The organism is Proteus sp. G2673 (genome assembly GCF_009915125.1).
Taxonomy (GTDB): Bacteria; Pseudomonadota; Gammaproteobacteria; order Enterobacterales; family Enterobacteriaceae; genus Proteus; species Proteus penneri.
This window is the reverse complement of sequence record NZ_JAABLT010000010.1, coordinates 86,837-108,386: the sequence shown is the minus strand read 5'-3', so window position 1 is coordinate 108,386 and position 21,550 is coordinate 86,837. Positions and strand designations below refer to the sequence as shown.

Below are 21,550 nucleotides of genomic sequence, written 5' to 3'. Positions count from 1 at the left end.
GTTACTCTCCTTGTAACAATGACGCGCTAAAGGTCTGATATTCACAATCAGCCCAACCAAAACGCATCACTAATTGATTATTGGTGATCACTTCAAAACGATAACGGCGACAAGTGCGCCCATACTGGCGAATAATTCCCATCAATAAATCAGGGTTGCCTGCGATTTGTCCGTCACTGACTCGTAAAATAATGACATCCCAATCAATATCAGGCTGACGCTCTAACAGCTCGACATAGCCCACACCGAGGCGCTCAAAAATGGCAATAAAGCCACTAACCGACCCTGCATCACGGGCATTAATAAAGGCAAACTTTACGCGCTTGCGAAATAAATCAAGGGGTTCACCTTTAAAACGGTGAATATCGCGCTGATACGCGAGCACCGATAACAATTCTTCTGAACAGGTTTCCGCATCCAATTGTTTGAGTGGCCATAACATCCAGTCATAAACACCCGACCAAAATTTGCGCACCGCATTTAACAATTTTGCGGGTTCACCTTTGTTCATCCATGACGGCAAATTTAAGCCTTTTAATCGTTCCTTGAAATCAGGCATCTTGTAGCTCCACGGTCAGCGATTTTAAACGGGGCACACTCAATTCACTGATAATGTCCGTTTGATTAAATTGCAGGGAATCGACCAGGGTAAAATGGCGATGAATTTCGCGCCCCAAATTGGAAAATGAAAAACGCGAGTATGGCCATGTTTTTTTCACGTCATAACTGGTGTTTTCACGAAAGGCACAGCGCACCAGATTTTCAATATCTTGCTTGAGTTTGGTCTGCTCATTGGCGGTTAAGTTGGTGATATTTTCCACGTACACCGTCAATGTAATGGCGTGTTGCGTTTCAGGCATGGGCATACATTGCATATCATCACCGTGCCCGTGATGCCCTTGTGTATTGACGTAATCATTGACTTTGTCGATAAACGGCTGACTGATCACGCCACTGTCTAAAAGCAGATAAGCATTGGCGGTGCCTGCACCTCTCGGTGCATCATGCAAAAAGAAAATACGGTCAATACTCAAACCCACCACGCTGGCAATCATCCCTTGATATACCGCATCAGTATGGTAATTACCGACTAAATTATATTGATTACGGCAACGATCACGTAAATCATCATCGCTCTCTTTATCCGCACCTGGCACTAACAACCAATTTTCTTCATTTTGCGCCCGTTCAATGCCTGGCACGGCAACGGGTAAAATGCGGAAATAGCCAGGCGCGAGATTAAAGGCGCCACCTGCTTCGCTCGCATCAACCGCAATCAAGGCTGACTCTTTTTCAATCGTGACCGTTTCCGTCGTCACGACACTGTAAATCTGCCCGTTAATGCGCTCTGTCTGCACGATAGTGCCCGCTGGCACAGTGACACTGTTTTGCCCTGCGACACGATAAAAGCGCACTTGCCCTTTCGCTTTGGTGGCGGGTTTGCGTTGCAGATTAACGCCCCAAGCAAACATTTCTAGCCACGCCCCCGATGCGGTAGCCAGATACATATTGGTGAACACCAAATTAATCAAGGCGTCTTTGAGCCATTGAACGGGGGTTGTGACAAGGGTATTAATCAAACGCCAAAACGGTGACATAGAAGAAGTGTTGGTAATTAAGCCTTCTTCTTTCACTATGTCGTTAAATTGCTGATTAATGTCATCCGCAGTGATGGGCATGCCGTTGTCTTTTAATGCCGATTCATAGTCAATTTGTGGACGTTGTTTATTCGCCATAATTCACCCCGACACTAATACGGCCAAAATCATAAGTGTCTGCGGTCACCCATAATTTTTTTACGTTTTCTTCATCAACGATAATGGTGCCTGGAATCAGTCGCACATCATCTTCAACCAGTAACACAATCTGCATCCGAATATCGGCGCGTAATGTTGGGCTACGTTCGGCGACTAATTGTGTCGCTAAACCACTTTCAATAATCGCATGTGCAATGTCTTGTGTGATACTTTCACGGTTATTACACAATTTAGGCTCAAAGCCTGCATTGAGCGTAAAGTCACGCTCGGTTATCAATAAATCAATATATTTCGCCTGTTCCATGGCTTCTATCCTTAATTAAGCGCGCTCCACTCTTCCAAATCCGCGGGTGACATCACATTACCATTGTTGATCGTGATATTTCCGTATTGTCTGCGATTATCAACACTCGTTTGATTGTTATTAATTTCTTTGTTTAAACCACCTTTGTTAATGCCTTTTAAATCCCCGCCCGTTAATAATGACGGTTGATAGTCAAAACGGCGGTTAACTTGGTTTTGATTGACCGCATTAAAGTCAGGTTGAACGGGCACACTGGGTAATGCAGAATTGACGACGGCGGTTTCGGTTTCTTTTAAATCAATATTCACGCCAGGGAGATAATTTAATTTGCTGGCCACCGCATTAAACACGCCGTTAAAACTGTCACTTAACCAATTCCAAAGCCCATCAAATACGTTCTTAATGGAATCTGAAATACCATTAAATGTGTCACTGATAGAGAAGTTTTCAAACCAACCGCACAACGCATCCCAACCGCCCGCAATCACATTCCATAAATTGGCAAACAGTTGCGACACCGTGTTATAAATCGCAATAAAGGCTTGCACAGGTGACAATGAGAAAAACCATTGGCACACGGCATCCCAACCTTTGGCAATGCCTGCATACATCAAATTTGTTATGCGGGTAATGGATGCCCAAAAACTGGCAAATACGCTAACGGGATTGATGCGCTCTAAAAATTGAACCGTCTCGCTCCATGCTGTAATGATGTTATTTTTTAAGTCATTCCACGTTTGAGAAATCCATTTCGATGCATTGATAAACGCGGTGATAATCAAGCCCACACCTTTGATGGTCATGCGCAATGGCCACGACAATAGTTCAATCGCTTTCGCCACACTCTTACCAAAGGCTTGACCTGCAATCGTGGTTTTATTCAGTGTCTTTTCTGAAAATTCAATAGGTGTGAGTAAATCCGTAAACCAATTAAAAACCGTTTTGACCGCTTCCCACACGACACCCAACGCTTTACCGATGTCCTCAAACATCGAACCAACGGGCGACATAGAGTCAAAGGCCTCTAAAAAGCCTTGCACAAATCCTTTGAAAAACGCCTTGATAGGTTGCCAAAATTTCACGACAGCAATCGCGACCAAGGCAAACAAGCCGATTAACAATAAAACTGGCCATGTGATAGAGGTAAATCCTAATGCTGTGGCAAAAGAAGCAATTTTTGTGGTATTTAAAAATCCCGTCAGTTTAGCGAGAGAACTGCTAAAAAAGCCGGTGGCTTTCGTCACTAAATCGTATTTGCCTTTCATCAGTGAGAGCAACACCCCGCCCGTTTTCCACAACGGCAGAATACCGACCCACAACAACCGACCGATACCTAGCACGATATTCGCCATCGCACCCATTGCGGTGAATGCAATAAACCCCGTCACTACATAACCAATCGCACGGGCGATATTTGGGAATAATGTTAACCAACGCACGAGCATTTGCCCCATATCGGCAATTTTATTAATCAGGGGCACAATCACAGGCAATAATGTCATGCCGACCGCAATGCGTATCGACTCCCAAATCGACAATAACCGTTCCCACGGATTGGCTAACATACTCGCCATTTCGGTGGCGCGCTTCATGCCGTCATCACCGCCTAATGCCGTGATGTTTTTGCGTAACACCTCGACGTTATTAAACAGTGATTTAACGACAATCGCCGAATCGCCAAAGGCATCCTCAATCTCTTTTTGGGCTTTTAAATTGCCCGCAATGGATTTGCCGTATTTGCCTTGCAGTTTCTCCAGCATTTCGGGCATCGTCAGCATTTGCCCTGACGCATTAACAAACGATAGACCGAGTTTTTTCGCCCCGTCCGTTGCTCCTGACAGAAACGACTCATATGCGCCACTGGATTCCGTGCCTAATGAGCGTTGTAACTCGCCTAATACCGCTAACTGTTCATCAATACCAACTCCAAATTGTGTACCCGCAGAGCGTGCCCCTTCCATCAAATCAGTGATTTCAGCCATAGAAGTGCCGAACGTTTGCGACATAATAACGGCTTTGCCTGCCAGCTCTTCCGCGAACGTCACTTTGCCCACGCTATCGGCATAGCCTTGAAATTGGGAAAACATTTTCCCCATATAGGCATTGGATTCTTCGGCGGTGGTTTTTAGTGCTGATGCCGTAATGTTGCTGATTTTAGTCAGTTGCGGGAGTTCATTATCAGAAATACCACCAATGGCCTTTCGGATAGAAAGAGAAGATTCAACGAATTGCACGGCGGATTTACCGTATTGTGCGCTAAAGGTCAGCGCATCATTGGTAATTTTTTTCATCGCGCCATCGTCTACACCCGTGACTTTTGCCATGTCGAGTGCGTCTTGAATAGCTAACGCGGGGTCTAAAACGTTTTTCAACGCAAAGACAGAGCCAGCCAAGCCAGCCCCACCGACCGCGATATTTTTAAATGCTTCTTGTGAGGTTTCAGCGAATTGAGTCACGCCTGCTTGCACGGCCTTCAAGGGCTGAGTGACTTTATCAATCATGCTGAGTGTAAAATCTAATGTACTCATCATTCACCCTTGAAAGCTAATGCAATGCCGTTTGCGACCGCAATGCGGTGATTTTCTGTGAGGTGGTTATCTAGCCAAATTGCGCATGCGAAGCTGTCGATATCATCCTGCTCATGAGGGAGATAGTGCCGTCGTAACGCCATATATTGTCCGAGGGCACTGCGTTCAATCGCTTCGACTCGCGCCGTTAGTTTTTTAGTTCAATATCCAATTTAGGTGCGTATTCTGAATTCACCTTTTCCAGTAATTGCATCGCCGAACCTGGGATATTTAAAACCTCTGTTAAGGCTTCTTTGCTTTCAGGGGTAATAATTCGGCGTAAATAAGTGACAGTGGGCGCGACTTTATCCGTTGCTGAAATTTCATTTAACCAGCCGTTATACGCGGTCATATTCGGCTCAAAAACCAGCTCTTTGCCCATTACGATTAAGGTAATTGTGTTTTTCTTGGTACTCATTTTTCCATCCTTTGACGAATTTCGTCCGTTAATTGGTTGTGCCGAACGGCACATTTCCCGTAAATTTCATGGTATTTTAATAATGCAGTGGCTAAATCTGCCCCTGTATTACCGTTTAGTTTCGGTAAGGTTGTCGTGCATTTTGTCAGTAGATTTTCCTGATAAGGCACGTTCTGCATTGTCGATTGCTTCGTTGTACATCCTGACAAAATCATCACTAACACAAAGATGAGTGAACACAGGCTTAATAATTTCGGTGCGTATTTCAGGCGGTTGCGCATTGGCGAGTGCCTCCAATTTATTTTCTAACGTCCTTGCTGATTGACTCGCTAAATCGTGTTGAGCCTTTAAACTGGCGTTATTAACTTCATTAGCTGTTTTTAATGCGACCAGTTCAAGACTGTCTTGATGCCAACCTTTAACCAACCAGCCAGCTCCAAAAGTTAAAATAAACGCAAAGATGATCGCCGTTGCTTGTTTCATTATTTCACGCCGTTGTGCTCTAACGAGTAGTGATTACCGTCATTGAAACGACCGCCCCACGTACCGCCAATGGATTCCCAATATTCGCCAAGGGGCTGATGGTCAGTTGTCTTGGTGAGATAAACACCCTCTTTAAACAGGTTAAAATCCACGGCCAATCGCTGAGTGTGTAAGCTGTTTTTAATACCAGTGCCTGATTTAGCGTTTAACTTTGCTTGTTCTTCTGTGCGATACGCTTCTGAAAATGTCAGTTCATAACCGTTGTCATAAGCAAAGAGGATCAAGTCTGCAATCATGCGCGTAAACTTGCGTTGTTTTTCGCCGAGTGTCATTTTTTCAACTTCCCTGTCAGTAAGTCACTGCCTCGTTTTTTCAGCCATAATTCCACTAACTGAAAGCCTGCAATGCCTAACGCTGAACCTAGCCCCGTAATCGCCAGTGGCGAAAGACCTGGGATCCAAATCAACAATCCCCCTGCCATTAATGATACTGCCGAACCCAAAATGACACGACCAATAAAGAGGCGTAACGTAATGGGTTCACTGCCTGACATCATTTTGCCAATCGCAATTAAAGCGCCCAAGATAATCAAAGAAATCAGTGTTTTGTTATGTTCTTCCATGAACAAAAATCCTTTCAATTACAATTTATCTGTCAATTCAGACTCTAAATAAGGAATGCCATTAATGCGCACAAAATCCGGTGAGGTAACGATAAATTTAATTTTATGCGTCATCACCGCCCCGCCTTTTGGGTCAACGTCTAAAATATCGGTGACGTTTAATTTACAGCCGAAAGACTCAACCTTAAGTTCTTCTGTGCCTGCTTTTGCGTACCACATCAAATCGACTAAGGGGATAGCGCGCCAAGAGCCTGCACTACGGGCTTTTGCTGTAATCACATTTAAATATTTGGTGGATAATTCCAGTTCACCCTCTGCCGATACATCCCCGTTCACATAACCGTCAGGCACCCCATTGGTTTGAGCGACACCTGTATTGTCTGTAATCGATAGACTGACTTTCTCAACATGCACTAAGTCACCATCGATATTAAAATCAATCGACTGCCCCGAAATCCGTTTTCCGCTCATTATTCACTCTCCAAGGATGTGTCTAACAGAATGCCAATGGTGATCCCTTTCGGGCATTCATAAGTTCGCACCGTGATATACACTTCAACGTTATTTTTGTTTTTCCATGTAATAACCACATCACCTTCTTTGGGTGGTTTTACTTCGCCTGGGAAACTCACCCCATTAATTTGCGTACTGCGTGACATTTCACGTAACACTTTGGCAAAGTAGGCTTGATGGGCTTCAATACTGGACGGGGTACTGTTTAAACTGCGGTCAGCAATTTTGGCAATCGCACGAATACGCACCGTGCGCGCGACTTTATCAACAACACGCAAGTTTTCAATTGACTGATAATCACCCCCTTCAACGTCTAATGTGCGACCGTCAGACCAATAAATGCCGTCATAATCGGGGTACCACATCGGCACACTAAAACGCTGTTTTTCCAACGCTTGCAGTGTCGCCAAATCAAGGCTTTTCCCTGTGCCATCTAATGGAAGATACGCACTGCCTAAATCGGTTAGTGCGCCCGTTTTAACACGTGCGGGGCTATCGGCAATCGTCACCGCACGGTTACATAATCGCCCAGCCAGAGCACCTGCCTCATTTCCCCAAAGCATTGGCACTAATTGAATGGAGGATTCCGCTTCCCCTTTTGAGAGCGCTGATAAACGTTCAACATAGCCCGACCACGCTTCATCATCTTGCGTTGCACCGACACCTAAAATGGCAAATAACCAGCGCCCATGTTTTGCGATTAAATCAGCGCGTAAGGATTTAGCCGATTGGATAACAGCTTTTGTTGCATCACCAATTAATACATACCCTTCGCAACTGGCAACCGCTTGTGCATCCATCACCGCGTCAACAAATGCCAATTCTTCCGCATCTTCCGCTAATACATGCACGTAACCCGACCAGTTTTGTCCTGCATTACGCATCGCCGATAACACATTACTTTTTAACGGGCTGTCTGGCGTTCCTAACACATCATCGAAATCGGTTTGCGTATTGACCGCAATAGTTTTACCGACATTGGTTTTTCCTTTACCAATAAACAGCAAAATGCGCTCAATTTCCTTTGTTTCGCCTTGCAGTTGGTTATGTTGATTAACCTGAACAGTTGGCCACATAGTAAATTCCTTTTTTATGCACCGTAGCCGATGCCTTGAAGTTGTCTCTCTAACGCTTTGATAAAGTCTTCATCACTGATACCTAAAAACTCACGACTGGGGATATCTACCTCCCAACTGGTTTTTTTAGGTTTATTTTGTAAAAGACGGATTAGTAATCCCGCCTGAAAAAAACGCATCTTTCCTGTAATCTCTTTTAAAGGAGGCTTTACCCAACGCTTTCCTTTTTTGATTTTATAGCCCAATGCCCGTAGTTTTTTGGCTTGTTTCGGTGTTGCGGTAGGCTCTGGCTTCTTCTCACTCGTTGCTTTTCGGATATTATTATCGTTGGCATTTTTACGACTAATTTTTGCTGTCATACCATATTGCTGGCTATATCCCACGACACCAGCACCCACAGGTTTACTGCCATTGCGATAATTTCCGCCCCCAAGATAAATACGGACTACACCTTTTTCGGGAATTTCACGAATTTTTAATAGTTTAGGCATTTTACGGAGCATCTTTTTTTTGTAGTTACCGTGTCGCCCTTGCCATGCCTCACCATCAGGTGTCTGCTGGTTTTTTACCGCACGTTTTGAAGCAACAATCACACCGTATTTCGCAATTCGCCAAAGTAACCGCTGACGTTTTTTCGGCGGTAATTCCAATTCTTTGAGCTGTGCCCGTAATTTTTTTAGTTGCTCTGCGTTTAATTGCCCTTGAATGCTCATTTCACACCACGGGGATCACATCAATATTTTCAGCAAATAACACTTCTGGGTTGGCTAATGACCAACGTTTACCGTCAAATGGCACGAGGCCTTTTTCATCTTCTTTTAACACAATGGCGTCGCTTAATTTAAGGGTGACAACAACCATTGCTATATCCTCGTCCACATCAACATCAATCGTCGGTGGTTCATCATCAAAATCGGGTTCAGTTAAATCTGTTTTTAACTCTTGATACCAGGCCTCAATCAAAATAGGGATATAACGTGTATCTATTTCACGATATGGCCAACGTCCCCAAGCAATTACCGCATCATATTCTTGCGTTAAAATTTGATATTGTTCTTTATTCGACTCATCTTTACCCAAATCTCTGTGAGCACGTTTAAAAACAAGTTCATCCATTTCGCTACTAAATTCTGTCGCAAATAAGGATTCAGGCAAATTTGCACGTAAGAACGCAGTCAATTTTTGTAGTCGGGTCATATCATTTTCACCGTAATGCGAGGCAACTGTTTCATATTGCGAATAACAAAAGTTGATTCCGCTAATAACCGTGACCGTAATTCGTCGCTTTCTTGCTGTGGATTTGGCGCTCGACTAACAATCGACAAATATTCACCCAATAAATCCGCTTTTGCCCTGGCATACACCGCTTTTTTATACTGCGCACAAAGGGCATTAACGCCTTTTATTTTTGCGCCTGGGGCGTCTTTTGCCTGATTAACACCTTTTGATAGCCAATAACTTTTCACATCTTTTAATTCACAATTAATTTCTGTGACCGTGGTTAATAATGCATCAGCAATAAAATCGGCATCGATATTGGCAGGAATAGCGCGACTTTTTTGAAAATCACCTAAATTTAAATCAGGCCAAAATTCATCATTTGTCAGTTCTTCATTTTTATAGGTAATGCCATCGCCATTTAACATGCTGACCTCTAAATAAAAAGCGGGCGTACCAGTTTCCACGACCAATAAACAATAAATTGTTTTGTCTCCACTGTGCCCGCTCCGGCTTGCGGTAGTCTTTACTCTTGCTCTAATGCCCGTAATCGTGAGGCAATGCGCAAACGATGTGTTTTAACCCCGCTTTTCGGGTTTAATTGATGTGCTCTGGCAAGATAAGCATCGGCTTGATTTAGCGTATCAACACAATCAATTGCGCTGGCTCTTGCATCGCCCACATCGCCTTTTAATAACTCTAACGCGTGGAATTTAAACCACTTCGCTTGTATTTTTTCGTGAACTCGCCAAATTTCTGTGACATTCTTAAATGTCCTTGAAAAATAAGGCTCAATGGGGTTTCCTGCTTCCGCTTCTAACTGTGCCCATTCAAGGATGGTGTCAGCCACAAAAGCAGGGAAACCGCTTTTAAAATTGTCGGGGGTGCGCTGTCCTTGCACGATGGCGATATCCGCCCAGTCCAGTCCTTTATCGAACTCCCCCACATCAAATAGCCAAATGACGCAATACACAAAAATCGGGTTTTGATACACTTCGCCTTCATCTAAATAACGTTGTGCTGTCGGTAGATACATGGGCAATAATTCTTCACGTTTCATTGCCACACGTTCATACGTTTGATTGAGTGCTCGCAGTCGTTTGACATCCCGCTCAATGGCACGTGCTTGAAGATGCATACTTTCACCGTCAGCAATGGCAACTGCCTGTCGCTGTTCAAGTTTTTGTTGCATTTCAACTTCTATTCGGTGTCGTTGTGCGGGTGATAACATTACTCTTTATCCAGTTTTTCAGCGGGTTCGGTTAATTCACCAATGGTGACCGCATTTTCATCATAAGAAGCATAAAGCTCTGGATATTCCAACGCATAACCTTCATTACGCAGGTATTTGTTTTCATAAGCCTTACGGTCTTCTACAAACTCCGCTTTACGCTGACGCGTATTACGTTGAGTGTAAATATGAAGATTTGACAGCATAGTGACTGTCATACGCTTACCTGGCATAAATGGCGGAATAATGGCATTGCGTCCTGCAATAGTATTACCCAACATTTGTGCGGCAATTTTTTCCGTTGGTCTGTCAGCAGATTGATATAAGCGATATTGCTCTGCTGAAACCAAATCAGCACCGACAAGTACAACTAATCGCGGGTCTGTACGATGTTCAACTGGAATACAGGTATTAATAAGGTCTGATGCCATCGCATCTAAAGAACGGAAATCACCTTTATCGTCCAGTTTGACTGGTGTGGTAATAACTTGCTTACCACCATCCCATTTTTTAGCAATTGCATGCCAACCGATATTAACGTCTTCACCCATTGGGTTAGCATCAGGGTCAGTGCTATCTGCAACACGTTCCCCATTAAACCCAACACGTAGCATATCTAATGCAAAACATTCATTGATAAACACTTGCATGCGTTGGAAAAATTCATTTTCTGTGCCTGAATTTGCCCAAACTGACAGTAAATGCCACGTAAGTGATGCACCTGAATCGGTTTCAACCAATTGATAGGTATTACCATCCACATTGGTATCACGAGAAAAACGACCGCCTTTTTTACGTCCTGTAAAAAGACCTGGATTACCCACAGAAACGACTTGGCCTTGTAACTGGTCTACATCCATGCAGGTGATCATGCCTAGGAAATCAACCGATTCCATCAATGCCGAACGCAGTGCCGTTTCTTTTGGGTCTGTTAGCGAGAAATATTTAGAAGTATCATCAACCCCGTAAGCCTCGGCTAACCCATTAACATAGGCTTTTAGATACTGTCTAGCCCGTTGATTTAATTGCATAGAAATCCCTTTCCTATCCTAGTGAATTAAAGAAAATCAAAACGTTTGTTTTTATTTCCTGTCGGATTAGCGCTAGGTTTTCTTGTTGAAATAGAGTCTAACTTGCTAAAGTTTTTAACAATATTTGGTAAGTTATCGCGCAATTTTGAAAAATCTTCTGTATCAACCACTTCTTTGACGGTTTCAACATCCTCTTGCACTTCATCAACATTTTGTTGTGTTTGGGCAAGTTTCGCTTCAAGTTCTGCGATTTTGTCTTCCGCTTGTGCGAGTGCCTCAGCCAGTGCTTGTAATTTTTCATCATCAGCAGGCGCAGGCGTTTGTTTCTGTTCTGGCTCTTCAATTCCGTAGTGTTTACGCCATGATTTATCTTTCATGCTTCCATTCCCTTTATCTCTTTTCCGACTAAAGTTAAAACGCGTCGTGCCAACACAAGCAGGGTCATCAACAACCGCTAATCCCTCTAGATATGTTATTCCTTGCCCTTGGAAATCTAAATTCATCTCCACAGAAGGAAATAGCCCATAATCTTGTGCGTTCATTTCTAATAAGCGAATAAATGGACGCAATATGGCATAAAGATGTAATGTGCCCGCGTCGTCTTCTTCCGCTTTAACTTCGATAACTTCTCCGACAGGTTTCTCGCCAGGCTCTCTGACGTGTTTCCCATTTGGCGGATGTAAATACCAAATCATGGCGGTATAACGCTGATAATCGTAGGTTTCCGCCATTTCAATAATTTCATTGCGGAGAATTTCACGACCGTCAACGGTTTCGCCTTCCGTGGCTATGCAAACCCACGTCGTCCTTAACTGTGACATTGTTTACATAATCCCCCCTTTCCGTGGGTACTTTCGATAATTCCGTTTGAGGTAACAGTATTGCGAAATTCCATCAGGTGGGCGAATGGTTAAATTTGGATATGGCGTATAACCAAATTTGTGGCAACGCCAGATAGGCTGTGACTCGGCATAATGTTTTACATTATGGCGAACTCACGATATTCAGATGAATTAATAGGAGTAGCGAAATCGCTGTATTTGCGACGCTATACTCCTGCAGAAATTGCAACCGAACTTAATTTGCCGAATCGGCGAATCGTTTACTACTGGGCTGAAAAAGGGAATTGGCAGGATTTACTCAGTCATGAATCGGTTTTAGATGCGATTAATCGACGCATTATTTTGCTCAGTGAGCGAAACAATAAAACTGTTTTTGAACAAGAGGAGTTAGACCGTTTAATTAACCATCATATCAAATTGATGGCGCAACAAAATAAACACGCAGAGAAGCTGGCGCAGGCAAAAGCACAAAATAATCAATCTGGTTACTCAAATGATAATGAGTCTGACGATGGTGAACCAAGGAAGAAAAAACGCTATCGTAAAAATGATATTTCTGAATTAACAGAAGAACAATTTCAGCAATTCGCTGACAAAATGCTTTTTGGCTATCAAAAACATTTACGCAATAACATTAAAAAATCCATTCGTAATATTTTAAAGTCACGCCAAATTGGGGCGACTTGGTATTTTGCGTTTGAAGCACTGGAAAATGCGGTACTCACGGGTGACCCACAAATCTTTTTATCGGCCTCAAAACCGCAAGCCGAGGTTTTCCGTTCCTATATTGTCAATATTGCAGAGCAATTTTTCGGGGTGACATTAACGGGTAACCCGATTCGTTTAAGCAATGGTGCTGAACTTCGTTTTCTTTCTACCAATAAAAACACCGCACAAAGCTATTCAGGTCATCTTTATTGTGACGAATATTTTTGGGTGCCTAACTTTAAACATTTAAATGAAGTTGCCTCTGCAATGGCAACTCACGACAAATGGCGCACAACCTATTTTTCTACGCCTAGCTCAAAAACCCATCCCGCATATCCGTTTTGGACGGGTGACGAATGGCGTGGAAATGAAAAAGAACGTAAGAACGTTAAATTTCCTAAACTTGAAGAGATGCAGGACGGCGGACGAGATTGTCCTGATGGTCAATGGCGTTACGTCATTACGTTGGAAGATGCTATCAAGGGCGGTTTTAACCTGGCATCCATTGAAAAACTTCGCAATCGTTATAACAAAGATACATTCAATATGTTGTATATGTGTGTCTTTGTTGATAGTGGCGCATCCGTCTTTAAATATGGGGATTTAGAAAAGTGTTGGGTTGATGTCGCGCTGTGGGAAGACCATAACCCGAAAGCATCCCGCCCTTTTGGTAATCGTGAGGTTTGGGGCGGTTATGACCCTGCCCGTTCTGGCGATACCTCCGTTTTTGTTATTTTAGCCCCGCCCACTTCACCAGAGGAGCGTTTCCGTGTTCTAGCCGTTCATTATTGGCATGATATGGCATGGAAGCGTCAGAATCATGACATCAAAGAATTATATAAGCGTTATAACTTTACCCACATAGGGATTGATGATTCAGGGTTGGGTAGTGGTGTGCATGAAATGGTGTCAGATTTTGCACCGAGAGAGACCATGAGGATCACTTACAGTAACAGCATGAAAATTCAATTAGTTCTTAAAATGATTGATTTAGTCGATGAAAAACGTATCGAGTGGGATAAAGAACAAAAAGAAATCACCGCCAGTTTTCTCGGTATTCGCAGAGATACTACCAGTAAAGGTGGCTCAATGACATTTGTCGCTGACCGTAGTATCGAAACAGGTCATGCTGATATTTTTTGGGCAATTGCTCATGCGGCCATTAACGAGCCATTGAATACTGACAAACAAAATAAATCCAAATATTTCATCAAGAAAAAGGTTACTTAAATGGGAAAGAGAAAATCAAGGAAGATTGAGCCAGTTTCTACCAATCGAAAAAAAATGAGCATTATTACATTGGGTAAACCTGAACCTATTTTGACGACACAAACCCAATATCAAAATATCTGGTACGACAATGATTATGACCATTATATCTTACCCATTGAACGTATTGCTCTAGCACAATTAGTTAATCTCAACGCGCAACATGGTGGTGTTCTCTATGCTCGCCAAAATATGATATTGGCAGATTTTATTGATGGCGGATTAACCCATGAAGATTTAAAAGCATCGATTATGAATTACTTGATTTTCGGTGATACGGCCATTTTAAAAGTACGGAATTACTGGGGGGAAGTAGTTGAATTATGCGTATTACCCTCTTTATTTATGCGACGCCGTAAAGATGATTGTTTTGTTATTTTACAAGAAGGTGAACCGTTAATTTATCCCCCTGAAGATGTCATTTTTATTAAACAATATGACCCACAACAACAGGTTTATGGTATTCCCGATTATATCGGCGGTATTCATGCTTCTTTACTTAACAGTGAAGCCACCATATTTCGTCGTCGCTATTATCACAACGGTGCCCATACGGGTGGGGTTCTTTATTGTAATGACCCATCACTGACCGATGAAGTCGAAAAAGAAATTATCCAAAACTTAGAACAAAGCAAAGGCATTGGTAACTTTTCCACAATGTTTGTACATATTCCCAATGGTGATCCCGAAGGGATTAAATTTATGCCTATTGGGGATATTTCGGCTAATGATGAATTTAATAATGTTAAAAATATCAGTGCTCAAGATATTTTAACCGCACACCGCTTTCCCGCAGGTTTAGCGGGGATTATTCCTGGTAACGTTGGCGGTTTAGGTGACCCAATCAAAGCCCGTGAAGCCTATCGACAAGATGAAGTTATCCCTGTGCAACGCATGTTTGAGAATGCCGTCAATAGTGACCCTGAAATACCGTCACATTTGCATATCAATTTTAAGAAAGATAACGACAGTTTGGGTGCAGAATGAGGCAAAAAAAGGTAAAATTACGTCAGTTCGATTATTTTGGAGTTCGTAATATGAAAGTGATGAAAGTCCTCTGCCCCGCGTGCGGTGAAAAGGCAATCATAAGAACAACAAATAGAAAACATCGCCAATTTGCTGACCTTTATTGTCAATGCACAGACTTAGAATGCGGAATGACTTTCGTTTTAAACGTCACTTTTAGTCACACACTAAGTCCTAGCGCCAAAGACGTGAATAAAATGATTGATAAACTGCTACCAGATAATAAACAAATGGCGCTTGATTTACTCAAAGCGCCCATTGCTTAAATTATTGAGCCACATTTTGTGGCTTATTTTTTTCCAATAAGTCCACTCTGGCATTGTCGGCTAACTCAAATATTAATGATAAAACAATATCTTTTTCCTGTGATGTGAAAGAATCAAAACTGCCTACTTTTGCGATAAGAGCTATTCTTTCAAGTGCTTCCATGCTTTTTATATTATCTGTCATTATCATACCCTTAAAGAATACTGTATGAATAAACAGTATAATAGCTTTGTGATTTTTGTGAACCCCTAAGTGATAATTATGTGAGATATAATTACTTATTGTGTGACCCTTGATATTTCGTCACGTAATATCGGGTATGGCATGATAATGAATCAATTAAATAGGTTTCGATATCACTTGGTTGTTGAGGTATTGCATAATAAACATCCCCCGCCAGACCGCCAAATAATGGCTTTTTAAAATCGTCATGACTAACAAAATAAAATTTTGCACCTTTCAAGACAAATCGCCTAACACCTGTATTTTCAATACCAAGGTGATCGCAAAAACAATCTAAAATATGATTAACCTCGCATTCATCACCAATGAAGAATTTATTTTTTCCTGTTAGTAATGCGTTCAAAACTGATTCTAAAGAAAAATACTCCGCATGAGAGAAACTTGCCCTTTCGGACAAAACACTGACTTGCTTAAAACACAGGCGAGCCAATAAATCTAACGTCAGTTTTATTTTTTGCATACTCATAGATTATCTCTCCTCGCTCATACCAATAAATTTGCGATATTTCTCTGCAAGAAAAAAATAGGATGCAATCAAAATATAAAATGGCCATAGCATTGAGTAATCTATCGCTTCACCTAGGCTGTATTTGTCATGATAGCTTTTTTTAGACTTCATCGTTCTGTGTATAAAAAGAACTATTGATATCAATAAATAAAATAAAACTAAGTATTTATACATTCATTCCTCTCAACTTATTTACTTTATTAAAAATACGGTCTTTTCATTCATTAAATTGACGGTATTTCAGCTGTGTAGTGCCCGTTCTTATCAAAGAACCGTCGTCAAAACTTCTAAACGCCTTATCATCAATGACTATTCCCGCCCCATTTCTCATTTTTTGGGCATCATCAAAGGTGATTTCATGCCCGATTGACCTGAAATTATCTAAAATTTCCGTTACCACCTTTTCTTCATCGTTAATCGTTCGGGTTTCCCCCGTACAGTTATTGACAGAACTCCTAGGTGACGCGTTCGCGCCACTAACAGCAGACTCCGCATGCGCGTCGTCTAACTTCTTCACAATCTTCCATTGTTTCAAACGGGTTAAAATGGGTGTGTCTATGCCGACTAACGTAGAAAAAACTCCTTTTACACGGATCACTTCTTCACCGTATTCGTTAGTGTCTTCCGATTCCTGATACCAAAGGCGCGCGATAAGGTTTTCACGTTTCACAAACGGGCCACCTTGAGCATTGATATAACCCGCCCAATTTCCACCGTCAGCACAATCGTGAACAAGGGCGAACTCAACATCTAAGCCCATCGCTCTATCGTGGTCAGCCATTCGGCGCAATTCACGGTAAACGGTCACAGGCGCACCACCGATAAATTGAAATTGGCGGATATTCCAACGTCCTGCCCATGTTGCTGCCGCCATTGCGGCTTCTTTCATTGGTCTACCGCTTTCATCATCGACTTCACCATCGAGAGCGTAACCATCGACATTTTTTGAAATGTATTTCGCCACATAACCCGTTGCTGACCCTTTTTCGGGATCGATTTCTTCAACGTAAAAACGCGCTTTACGCGCTTTGTCAGTAATTAATTCGTGATTATCTTCTGCTACGGCATAGGCTTTAATAATTGAGCGGATTTCTTCAAGTTGAGACGGCAACATAAATAACAGCATGTGCCAATGAGGTGTACCATCATGATGCGGTTCAGCAACGCGCATCCCAAAGACACGCAAATCTTTACGGTGTAATTTTGCTCTTATTTTACTCCATAGCTTACAAAGGTATTTTTGTGTGTCAGCAGGACTGCAACCATTCCATTTACGGTTACGATAACCGTGTTTTGTTGTCGCATGATATTTAGACGGGGCGGTTAATGTGTAAAACTCACCGACATAACCTAATTCATTACAGATATCTTCAAAACCACGAATACGCACCATCATTTCAGTGCGCTTAATCGCAGGGTTGGCCACACTGCCATAATATTTATCAATCAAGCTGACGCGATTCCCTTCCTCGTCTTCCAGCTCCATGGATTTTAAAAACTCACGTGTCCGATTTTTTTGCTCTTTCCATTCGTTGATGGCGGTTTTACTCGCATAGATATTGGCTTTCTTGCTGACCAAATTGATTGCAATGCTTAAATGCTCACGCCATTGAGAAGCATATTTGCGTAAACGGTTAAGCCACCATTTATCTGACATCATGCGAGAAATAGCCGAATCAGCATCTTTCTGATTAAAATAGCGTGTGGTTAATTTTGCCCATCTAGGCACATCTTGTTTAAAACCTGCGGTTATTTTTGAAGCATGTAAAAAAAGTTTGTAGGTTAATTTCAATTCACTATCAATGATATTTTCTTTACCTGCTAACATAAGCTGTTCATTCATTAAGTTAGCGATATCCCATGCAAGATTTTCGATATCTTTTTTTGACATATCAGGCAGGTGATTAAAACGGTTGAAGAAATTACAGTTTTCTACCGTCATTGCAGGCAAAGCATAACGGTCAGTGATCATTTTTATTCTTGGGTAGGTTCTTTCAACAAAAGTTTTCGCAAGATATGCATTAGCGCGTTTGCGACCTTGTTCTTTATCTAAATCGCTATATCGCTTGTTAACAACGATTTGTACTAATTTAGGTTGTTTAGATAATAAGGCTTCCGCATCATGAAACGCCTTATGCTCACGTTCCTTTTGATGGATTTGCTCGTAGGTTTCAAATGGACGTTCAATAGGTTTTGAGGGTTTATCCCATGGTGATACTCTTATATTATGAAATTTTGATGATGCTGAAATAGTCATTTTTAATATCTCAATATAAGGATTTGAAATGGAACATCGATATACACGTGATTGCCCCCGTCCAGACTACGATGAAAAAATTACCGAATGGCTAAATAAACAAAGTAGAAACAGTTGTTCATCAATGTCTTACCCCGTTGCGCTCTATCATGGTGGTTACATTTATCGTTGCATTAAGGGTTCAGGACTTGGTGATTACGTTTCTATATGTGAATTTCTAAAATCTCTTAACTTAGTCAATATGATTGCGGATGATGCTACTTTTCGGGGTTATGATGCCGTGTTCTCAACAATCCCTGACAAGGTTGATTTACTAAAAAGAAAATTTTCACTCTCAGACATCCCTAGAAACGAACCAGCAAAATAACTGCAAGCGATACAGTGATCTTCTGTATCGCCTTTTTTTTCATGAAAAGTTCTCACTAACTAACTCTTGCGCTTGACGTTCTAGCTCTGATGCTTCACTTTCCAACAGTTCAGCAACGTCGGCATAATCCATTTTGTTTTGAATGATAAGACTAGATAACTTGCGAATACGGGATGCGTATTTATCCGCACAGGCTTGCTTTTGCTCATTACGTGCTAACGCTAATGTGGAATCTAAAACAATAGCGTGTTCGTTATTAGCAATTTGTGCAGGCATAAAAGTGGGCGTTGGTATTGATGTATTCATAGTTAATTTCCTTTATTTAGGTTACAAAAATCCCTGACCGATTAAGGCCATTTATTTTTACTTTGGGTTTAATTAATTATTGAGGTAATGCTAATTGTTTAGGTAATAATGCCGTAACGGCTTTAATATGATTAATGGCTTTAATAATGTCGAAAATTTCTTCTGTTTTAAAATCTTCAAATTTTAAATCATGTCTTTCTTTTGGAATGCCTGCCATATATAAAATAACACCTAAGAATTTTTTATTTTCTTGGTAGCAGTCATCAAATCTATCACGCATATCAAAAAAGAAGCGTTTTAATTCTTCATTTTGTAAACCAAAGTGGCGAGAACGTAATTTAGCGGTATGATTTAATCCATCGACACGTTGAGCAACTGGAATATGAAAAGCACGTTGTTCATTTTCAACTTGATTCTGATACATAACAACCTCACTTAAAATGGTATTTCGTCACAATCAATTTCTAAACTTTCGCAGACAATAATAAATTCATGCGCAAAAGATTTTAATTCATCATGAATAAGGTCTACACATAAACCATTATTTTGTGCATTGTTAACTGCATCTATTAATTGCTCGCGTAACATTTGTTTTTTAGTCTGTAATTCTTTTAACCCTTTCGTTATGCAATTTTGTTTATATATATATTCAGATAAGTCTTTTTTTAAATAAGCCGTCTCGTCGCCTTTATTACTAAAATCGAACCCTATTTTCACTTCGATATTATTATTTTCAGTTAATTTTTTTAAGCGCTCTATTTGATGCTCTTTCGCACCTGGTAAAATCTCATCAAACATATTTTCTTTATACATAAACACCTCTAACTTAAAGCTGATATTAATAAATAACCCATAAATAAAATAAAGCTAACAATATAAATAGAATTTTTATTTTCATTTTTAAATGAATCACTGGATAATTTATATTTGTGTTGTTGAAGCTGTAATGAATTTAATTTCATTTTAAAACCTCACATCATTGATGGGCTAAGATTGGTTACTGCATCCACTGCACAGACGAACGCTGGATTAGTATGTAATCTTGCGGATAGTGTTATTCCTGCCAACGTTAAACAACGAATTGCTGTATTAACAGAGCGTTTAAAATCAGCGACTCGCGCATTATTTAAATTACCGCCTGAAACTGTATTAGTTGCTAACTTCCCAACCTCACCGACTGCCGTTAATAAATATGCGGGTACATTAGAATCGCATGCTTCGTTAACGGGGACTGACGGCTGACACTGCATCTGTTCTAGAACTCCATCAAGAATAGAAGCGTCCTCAGTTGCATCAGTCAACTTCATTAAATCAATACAAGTTAATTGATGCGGTTGTTCAGGATTTAACTTATTACGCAACATTTGCGCATTCATACCGATGCTTTCTGCTATTTGTACTAAATCCCCTTTGTGGGTATTTGCGAAAGCACGACATGCATTATCAAAGTGCGCTTGTTTGGAAACCTGATAATCAAACATGGTGTTTATTCTCAAAATGCGAAAGACTAGCCCTGCTGATTAGACTGAAACGAAATATTACAGCCCTCAGAAGCTTCTACGTACAGGGCAAGCATGTTAATAAAAACAGTTCCCTTTTTCATGGATGCACTTTTTTTGCGAACAGGTAAGCGACCATCTTTAATCATATCTCTTACGGTTTGCTTAGGTAGGTTAAAGCGTTCCATAAACCCTTCTAGCGTTAGATACGGCTCAGGAATGCTGATTGTAATATTTGGTCTCATAAGGCAAAATCCCCTATTCGGTTTAATTCGATGCTATTCAGTTTCATTCGTGTAAAACAAAGAGATTAAAGAGAGAATACTTTACGTAAAACGAATCGTCAATACCGAATAGCATAAAACTTGGTTTAACGCGAATTCAGGAAGATATGAATGAATAGTGCATTTGATTTTATATCATGTGACAACAGCGGTGAGGTTTTAGATAGAATCATAGAAGCTTATGGTTTCTCATCAAAAATAATGCTCGCTCAACATTTCAATATGGTTGCTAGTAGCTTATCTGGTAGATATAAACGAAATATATTTCCTGCAGATATGGTTGTTAGATGCATGTACGAAACAGGTGCTAATCTTGAATGGTTAGCATTTGGTGAAGGGAAGCCATTTAACTATGAAAAAATAGATAATCTAAAAATTCCCAACTTTAGTTTAAATGATGGTCAACTCATACCTTCAGACCATATTATGTTTGATAAAGTCATTTTCCCCAATCAATCCCCTTTACCATCCGAACCAATATCAATCCAAGATGGAAATAATTATTTCATTATTGATAAAAAATTTAATGAGGTATTCGATGGAAAATGGCTCATTGAGTTTGATGAAAAAAATAGCATTAGAGAACTAACTAGAATGCCAATGCAACGCGTTAGAGTTTCTGGCGTTGGAATGGCTTTTGATTGTGAAATATCTGATATAAAAATTCACGGTCGAGTTATTACTATTATTGAAAACCAGTGACTAGATAAGGATTATCAAGATTCAGGGGATTCTTTCCATACTAACTTTGTAG

31 protein-coding genes are annotated in these 21,550 nt (G+C 41.0%); 5 read left to right on the top strand and 26 right to left on the bottom strand.

Annotated features, from left to right (window positions below; all coding sequences use genetic code 11):
* Position 1 precedes the first annotated feature (1 nt).
* From GWI59_RS05805 to GWI59_RS05730, 18 genes are all read right to left on the bottom strand, one after another.
* Positions 2 to 559, bottom strand: coding sequence for a phage tail protein (locus tag GWI59_RS05805; RefSeq protein ID WP_060554721.1), 558 nt, complete (start codon positions 557 to 559; stop codon positions 2 to 4).
* Complete coding sequence (locus tag GWI59_RS05800; protein WP_161724220.1) at positions 552 to 1,736, bottom strand: baseplate J/gp47 family protein; 1,185 nt, start codon at positions 1,734 to 1,736, stop codon at positions 552 to 554. The genes GWI59_RS05805 and GWI59_RS05800 overlap by 8 nt, the downstream gene beginning before the upstream one ends.
* Complete coding sequence (locus GWI59_RS05795; RefSeq protein ID WP_036935273.1) at positions 1,726 to 2,061, bottom strand: DUF2590 family protein; 336 nt, start codon at positions 2,059 to 2,061, stop codon at positions 1,726 to 1,728. Before GWI59_RS05795 ends, GWI59_RS05800 begins: the two co-directional genes overlap by 11 nt.
* Positions 2,062 to 2,072: 11 nt before the next feature.
* On the bottom strand, positions 2,073 to 4,589 hold the full coding sequence (locus GWI59_RS05790) for a phage tail tape measure protein (RefSeq protein ID WP_161724218.1): 2,517 nt from the start codon (positions 4,587 to 4,589) through the stop codon (positions 2,073 to 2,075).
* Positions 4,589 to 4,732, bottom strand: a complete 144-nt coding sequence (locus GWI59_RS17390; RefSeq protein ID WP_202608823.1) for a DUF6890 family protein — start codon at positions 4,730 to 4,732, stop codon at positions 4,589 to 4,591. The genes GWI59_RS05790 and GWI59_RS17390 overlap by 1 nt, the downstream gene beginning before the upstream one ends.
* A gap of 44 nt (positions 4,733 to 4,776) precedes the next feature.
* Positions 4,777 to 5,046 carry a putative phage tail assembly chaperone gene (locus tag GWI59_RS05785; RefSeq protein WP_036935269.1) on the bottom strand — a complete coding sequence of 90 codons (270 nt, stop codon included), beginning with the start codon at positions 5,044 to 5,046 and terminating at the stop codon, positions 4,777 to 4,779.
* Positions 5,043 to 5,225 carry a hypothetical protein gene (locus GWI59_RS17670; RefSeq protein WP_123822325.1) on the bottom strand — a complete coding sequence of 61 codons (183 nt, stop codon included), beginning with the start codon at positions 5,223 to 5,225 and terminating at the stop codon, positions 5,043 to 5,045. Before GWI59_RS17670 ends, GWI59_RS05785 begins: the two co-directional genes overlap by 4 nt.
* Positions 5,155 to 5,529 carry a hypothetical protein gene (locus GWI59_RS05780; RefSeq protein ID WP_159364092.1) on the bottom strand — a complete coding sequence of 125 codons (375 nt, stop codon included), beginning with the start codon at positions 5,527 to 5,529 and terminating at the stop codon, positions 5,155 to 5,157. The genes GWI59_RS17670 and GWI59_RS05780 overlap by 71 nt, the downstream gene beginning before the upstream one ends.
* A complete protein-coding gene (locus GWI59_RS05775; RefSeq protein WP_159364093.1) occupies positions 5,529 to 5,861 on the bottom strand; it encodes a M15 family metallopeptidase in 333 nt (110 codons plus the stop codon). Before GWI59_RS05775 ends, GWI59_RS05780 begins: the two co-directional genes overlap by 1 nt.
* A complete protein-coding gene (locus GWI59_RS05770) occupies positions 5,858 to 6,151 on the bottom strand; it encodes a phage holin family protein (protein ID WP_036935263.1) in 294 nt (97 codons plus the stop codon). Before GWI59_RS05770 ends, GWI59_RS05775 begins: the two co-directional genes overlap by 4 nt.
* 18 nt (positions 6,152 to 6,169) lie before the next feature.
* Complete coding sequence (locus GWI59_RS05765) at positions 6,170 to 6,622, bottom strand: DUF2597 family protein (protein WP_036907273.1); 453 nt, start codon at positions 6,620 to 6,622, stop codon at positions 6,170 to 6,172.
* On the bottom strand, positions 6,622 to 7,740 hold the full coding sequence (locus GWI59_RS05760) for a DUF2586 domain-containing protein (RefSeq protein WP_161724216.1): 1,119 nt from the start codon (positions 7,738 to 7,740) through the stop codon (positions 6,622 to 6,624). The genes GWI59_RS05765 and GWI59_RS05760 overlap by 1 nt, the downstream gene beginning before the upstream one ends.
* A gap of 14 nt (positions 7,741 to 7,754) precedes the next feature.
* Positions 7,755 to 8,453, bottom strand: coding sequence for a hypothetical protein (locus GWI59_RS05755; RefSeq protein ID WP_087803437.1), 699 nt, complete (start codon positions 8,451 to 8,453; stop codon positions 7,755 to 7,757).
* A 1-nt stretch (position 8,454) separates the two neighbouring features.
* Positions 8,455 to 8,937: a phage tail protein gene (locus tag GWI59_RS05750; RefSeq protein WP_161724214.1), complete on the bottom strand. Its 483-nt coding sequence runs from the start codon at positions 8,935 to 8,937 to the stop codon at positions 8,455 to 8,457.
* Positions 8,934 to 9,386: a head completion/stabilization protein gene (locus GWI59_RS05745; protein ID WP_049220751.1), complete on the bottom strand. Its 453-nt coding sequence runs from the start codon at positions 9,384 to 9,386 to the stop codon at positions 8,934 to 8,936. Before GWI59_RS05745 ends, GWI59_RS05750 begins: the two co-directional genes overlap by 4 nt.
* 98 nt (positions 9,387 to 9,484) lie before the next feature.
* Complete coding sequence (gene gpM / locus GWI59_RS05740) at positions 9,485 to 10,189, bottom strand: phage terminase small subunit (RefSeq protein WP_161724212.1); 705 nt, start codon at positions 10,187 to 10,189, stop codon at positions 9,485 to 9,487.
* The gene (locus GWI59_RS05735; protein WP_036935250.1) at positions 10,189 to 11,220 is read right to left on the bottom strand and encodes a phage major capsid protein, P2 family; all 1,032 of its coding nucleotides are present in this window, start codon (positions 11,218 to 11,220) and stop codon (positions 10,189 to 10,191) included. The genes gpM and GWI59_RS05735 overlap by 1 nt, the downstream gene beginning before the upstream one ends.
* Positions 11,221 to 11,246: 26 nt before the next feature.
* Positions 11,247 to 12,041, bottom strand: a complete 795-nt coding sequence (locus GWI59_RS05730; RefSeq protein ID WP_161724210.1) for a GPO family capsid scaffolding protein — start codon at positions 12,039 to 12,041, stop codon at positions 11,247 to 11,249.
* 165 nt (positions 12,042 to 12,206) lie between these two features.
* On the opposite strand from GWI59_RS05730, the gene GWI59_RS05725 reads away from it, so the two are divergent.
* From GWI59_RS05725 to GWI59_RS05715, 3 genes are read left to right on the top strand one after another with little or no spacing between them, the layout of a single operon-like run.
* Positions 12,207 to 14,000 carry a terminase large subunit domain-containing protein gene (locus GWI59_RS05725; protein ID WP_036935245.1) on the top strand — a complete coding sequence of 598 codons (1,794 nt, stop codon included), beginning with the start codon at positions 12,207 to 12,209 and terminating at the stop codon, positions 13,998 to 14,000.
* Positions 14,001 to 15,026: a phage portal protein gene (locus GWI59_RS05720; RefSeq protein ID WP_161724208.1), complete on the top strand. Its 1,026-nt coding sequence runs from the start codon at positions 14,001 to 14,003 to the stop codon at positions 15,024 to 15,026.
* Positions 15,023 to 15,331, top strand: a complete 309-nt coding sequence (locus GWI59_RS05715; protein ID WP_036907246.1) for an ogr/Delta-like zinc finger family protein — start codon at positions 15,023 to 15,025, stop codon at positions 15,329 to 15,331. Before GWI59_RS05720 ends, GWI59_RS05715 begins: the two co-directional genes overlap by 4 nt.
* 1 nt (position 15,332) lies before the next feature.
* Here GWI59_RS05715 and GWI59_RS05710 read toward each other — a convergent pair whose 3' ends face one another.
* The 3 genes from GWI59_RS05710 to GWI59_RS05700 all read right to left on the bottom strand — a co-directional run bounded on the left by GWI59_RS05710 (position 15,333) and on the right by GWI59_RS05700 (position 18,340).
* Positions 15,333 to 15,515: a hypothetical protein gene (locus GWI59_RS05710; protein WP_109373031.1), complete on the bottom strand. Its 183-nt coding sequence runs from the start codon at positions 15,513 to 15,515 to the stop codon at positions 15,333 to 15,335.
* A gap of 91 nt (positions 15,516 to 15,606) precedes the next feature.
* Positions 15,607 to 16,041, bottom strand: coding sequence for a hypothetical protein (locus tag GWI59_RS05705; protein ID WP_161724206.1), 435 nt, complete (start codon positions 16,039 to 16,041; stop codon positions 15,607 to 15,609).
* A gap of 259 nt (positions 16,042 to 16,300) precedes the next feature.
* Positions 16,301 to 18,340, bottom strand: coding sequence for a replication endonuclease (locus GWI59_RS05700; protein WP_161724204.1), 2,040 nt, complete (start codon positions 18,338 to 18,340; stop codon positions 16,301 to 16,303).
* 28 nt (positions 18,341 to 18,368) lie between these two features.
* Here GWI59_RS05700 and GWI59_RS05695 point away from each other — a divergent pair, with 28 nt between their 5' ends.
* A complete protein-coding gene (locus GWI59_RS05695) occupies positions 18,369 to 18,707 on the top strand; it encodes a hypothetical protein (protein WP_052038464.1) in 339 nt (112 codons plus the stop codon).
* Positions 18,708 to 18,746: 39 nt separating this feature from the next.
* Here GWI59_RS05695 and GWI59_RS05690 read toward each other — a convergent pair whose 3' ends face one another.
* The 5 genes from GWI59_RS05690 to GWI59_RS05670 form a co-directional block, all read right to left on the bottom strand.
* Positions 18,747 to 19,013, bottom strand: coding sequence for a DUF2732 family protein (locus tag GWI59_RS05690; protein ID WP_161724202.1), 267 nt, complete (start codon positions 19,011 to 19,013; stop codon positions 18,747 to 18,749).
* Positions 19,014 to 19,089: 76 nt separating this feature from the next.
* Complete coding sequence (locus tag GWI59_RS05685; protein WP_060554741.1) at positions 19,090 to 19,437, bottom strand: DUF5347 domain-containing protein; 348 nt, start codon at positions 19,435 to 19,437, stop codon at positions 19,090 to 19,092.
* Between the two features lie 11 nt (positions 19,438 to 19,448).
* Positions 19,449 to 19,826, bottom strand: a complete 378-nt coding sequence (locus tag GWI59_RS05680; protein WP_161724200.1) for a hypothetical protein — start codon at positions 19,824 to 19,826, stop codon at positions 19,449 to 19,451.
* Positions 19,827 to 19,984: 158 nt separating this feature from the next.
* Positions 19,985 to 20,494 (bottom strand): phage regulatory CII family protein, encoded by a 510-nt coding sequence (locus GWI59_RS05675; RefSeq protein WP_161724198.1) that lies wholly within the window; start codon positions 20,492 to 20,494, stop codon positions 19,985 to 19,987.
* A gap of 26 nt (positions 20,495 to 20,520) precedes the next feature.
* Entirely contained in the window at positions 20,521 to 20,757 is a 237-nt protein-coding gene (locus tag GWI59_RS05670; protein WP_161724196.1) for a regulator, read from the bottom strand.
* A 150-nt stretch (positions 20,758 to 20,907) separates the two neighbouring features.
* On the opposite strand from GWI59_RS05670, the gene GWI59_RS05665 reads away from it, so the two are divergent.
* On the top strand, positions 20,908 to 21,498 hold the full coding sequence (locus GWI59_RS05665; protein WP_161724194.1) for a phage repressor protein CI: 591 nt from the start codon (positions 20,908 to 20,910) through the stop codon (positions 21,496 to 21,498).
* Positions 21,499 to 21,550 lie beyond the last annotated feature (52 nt).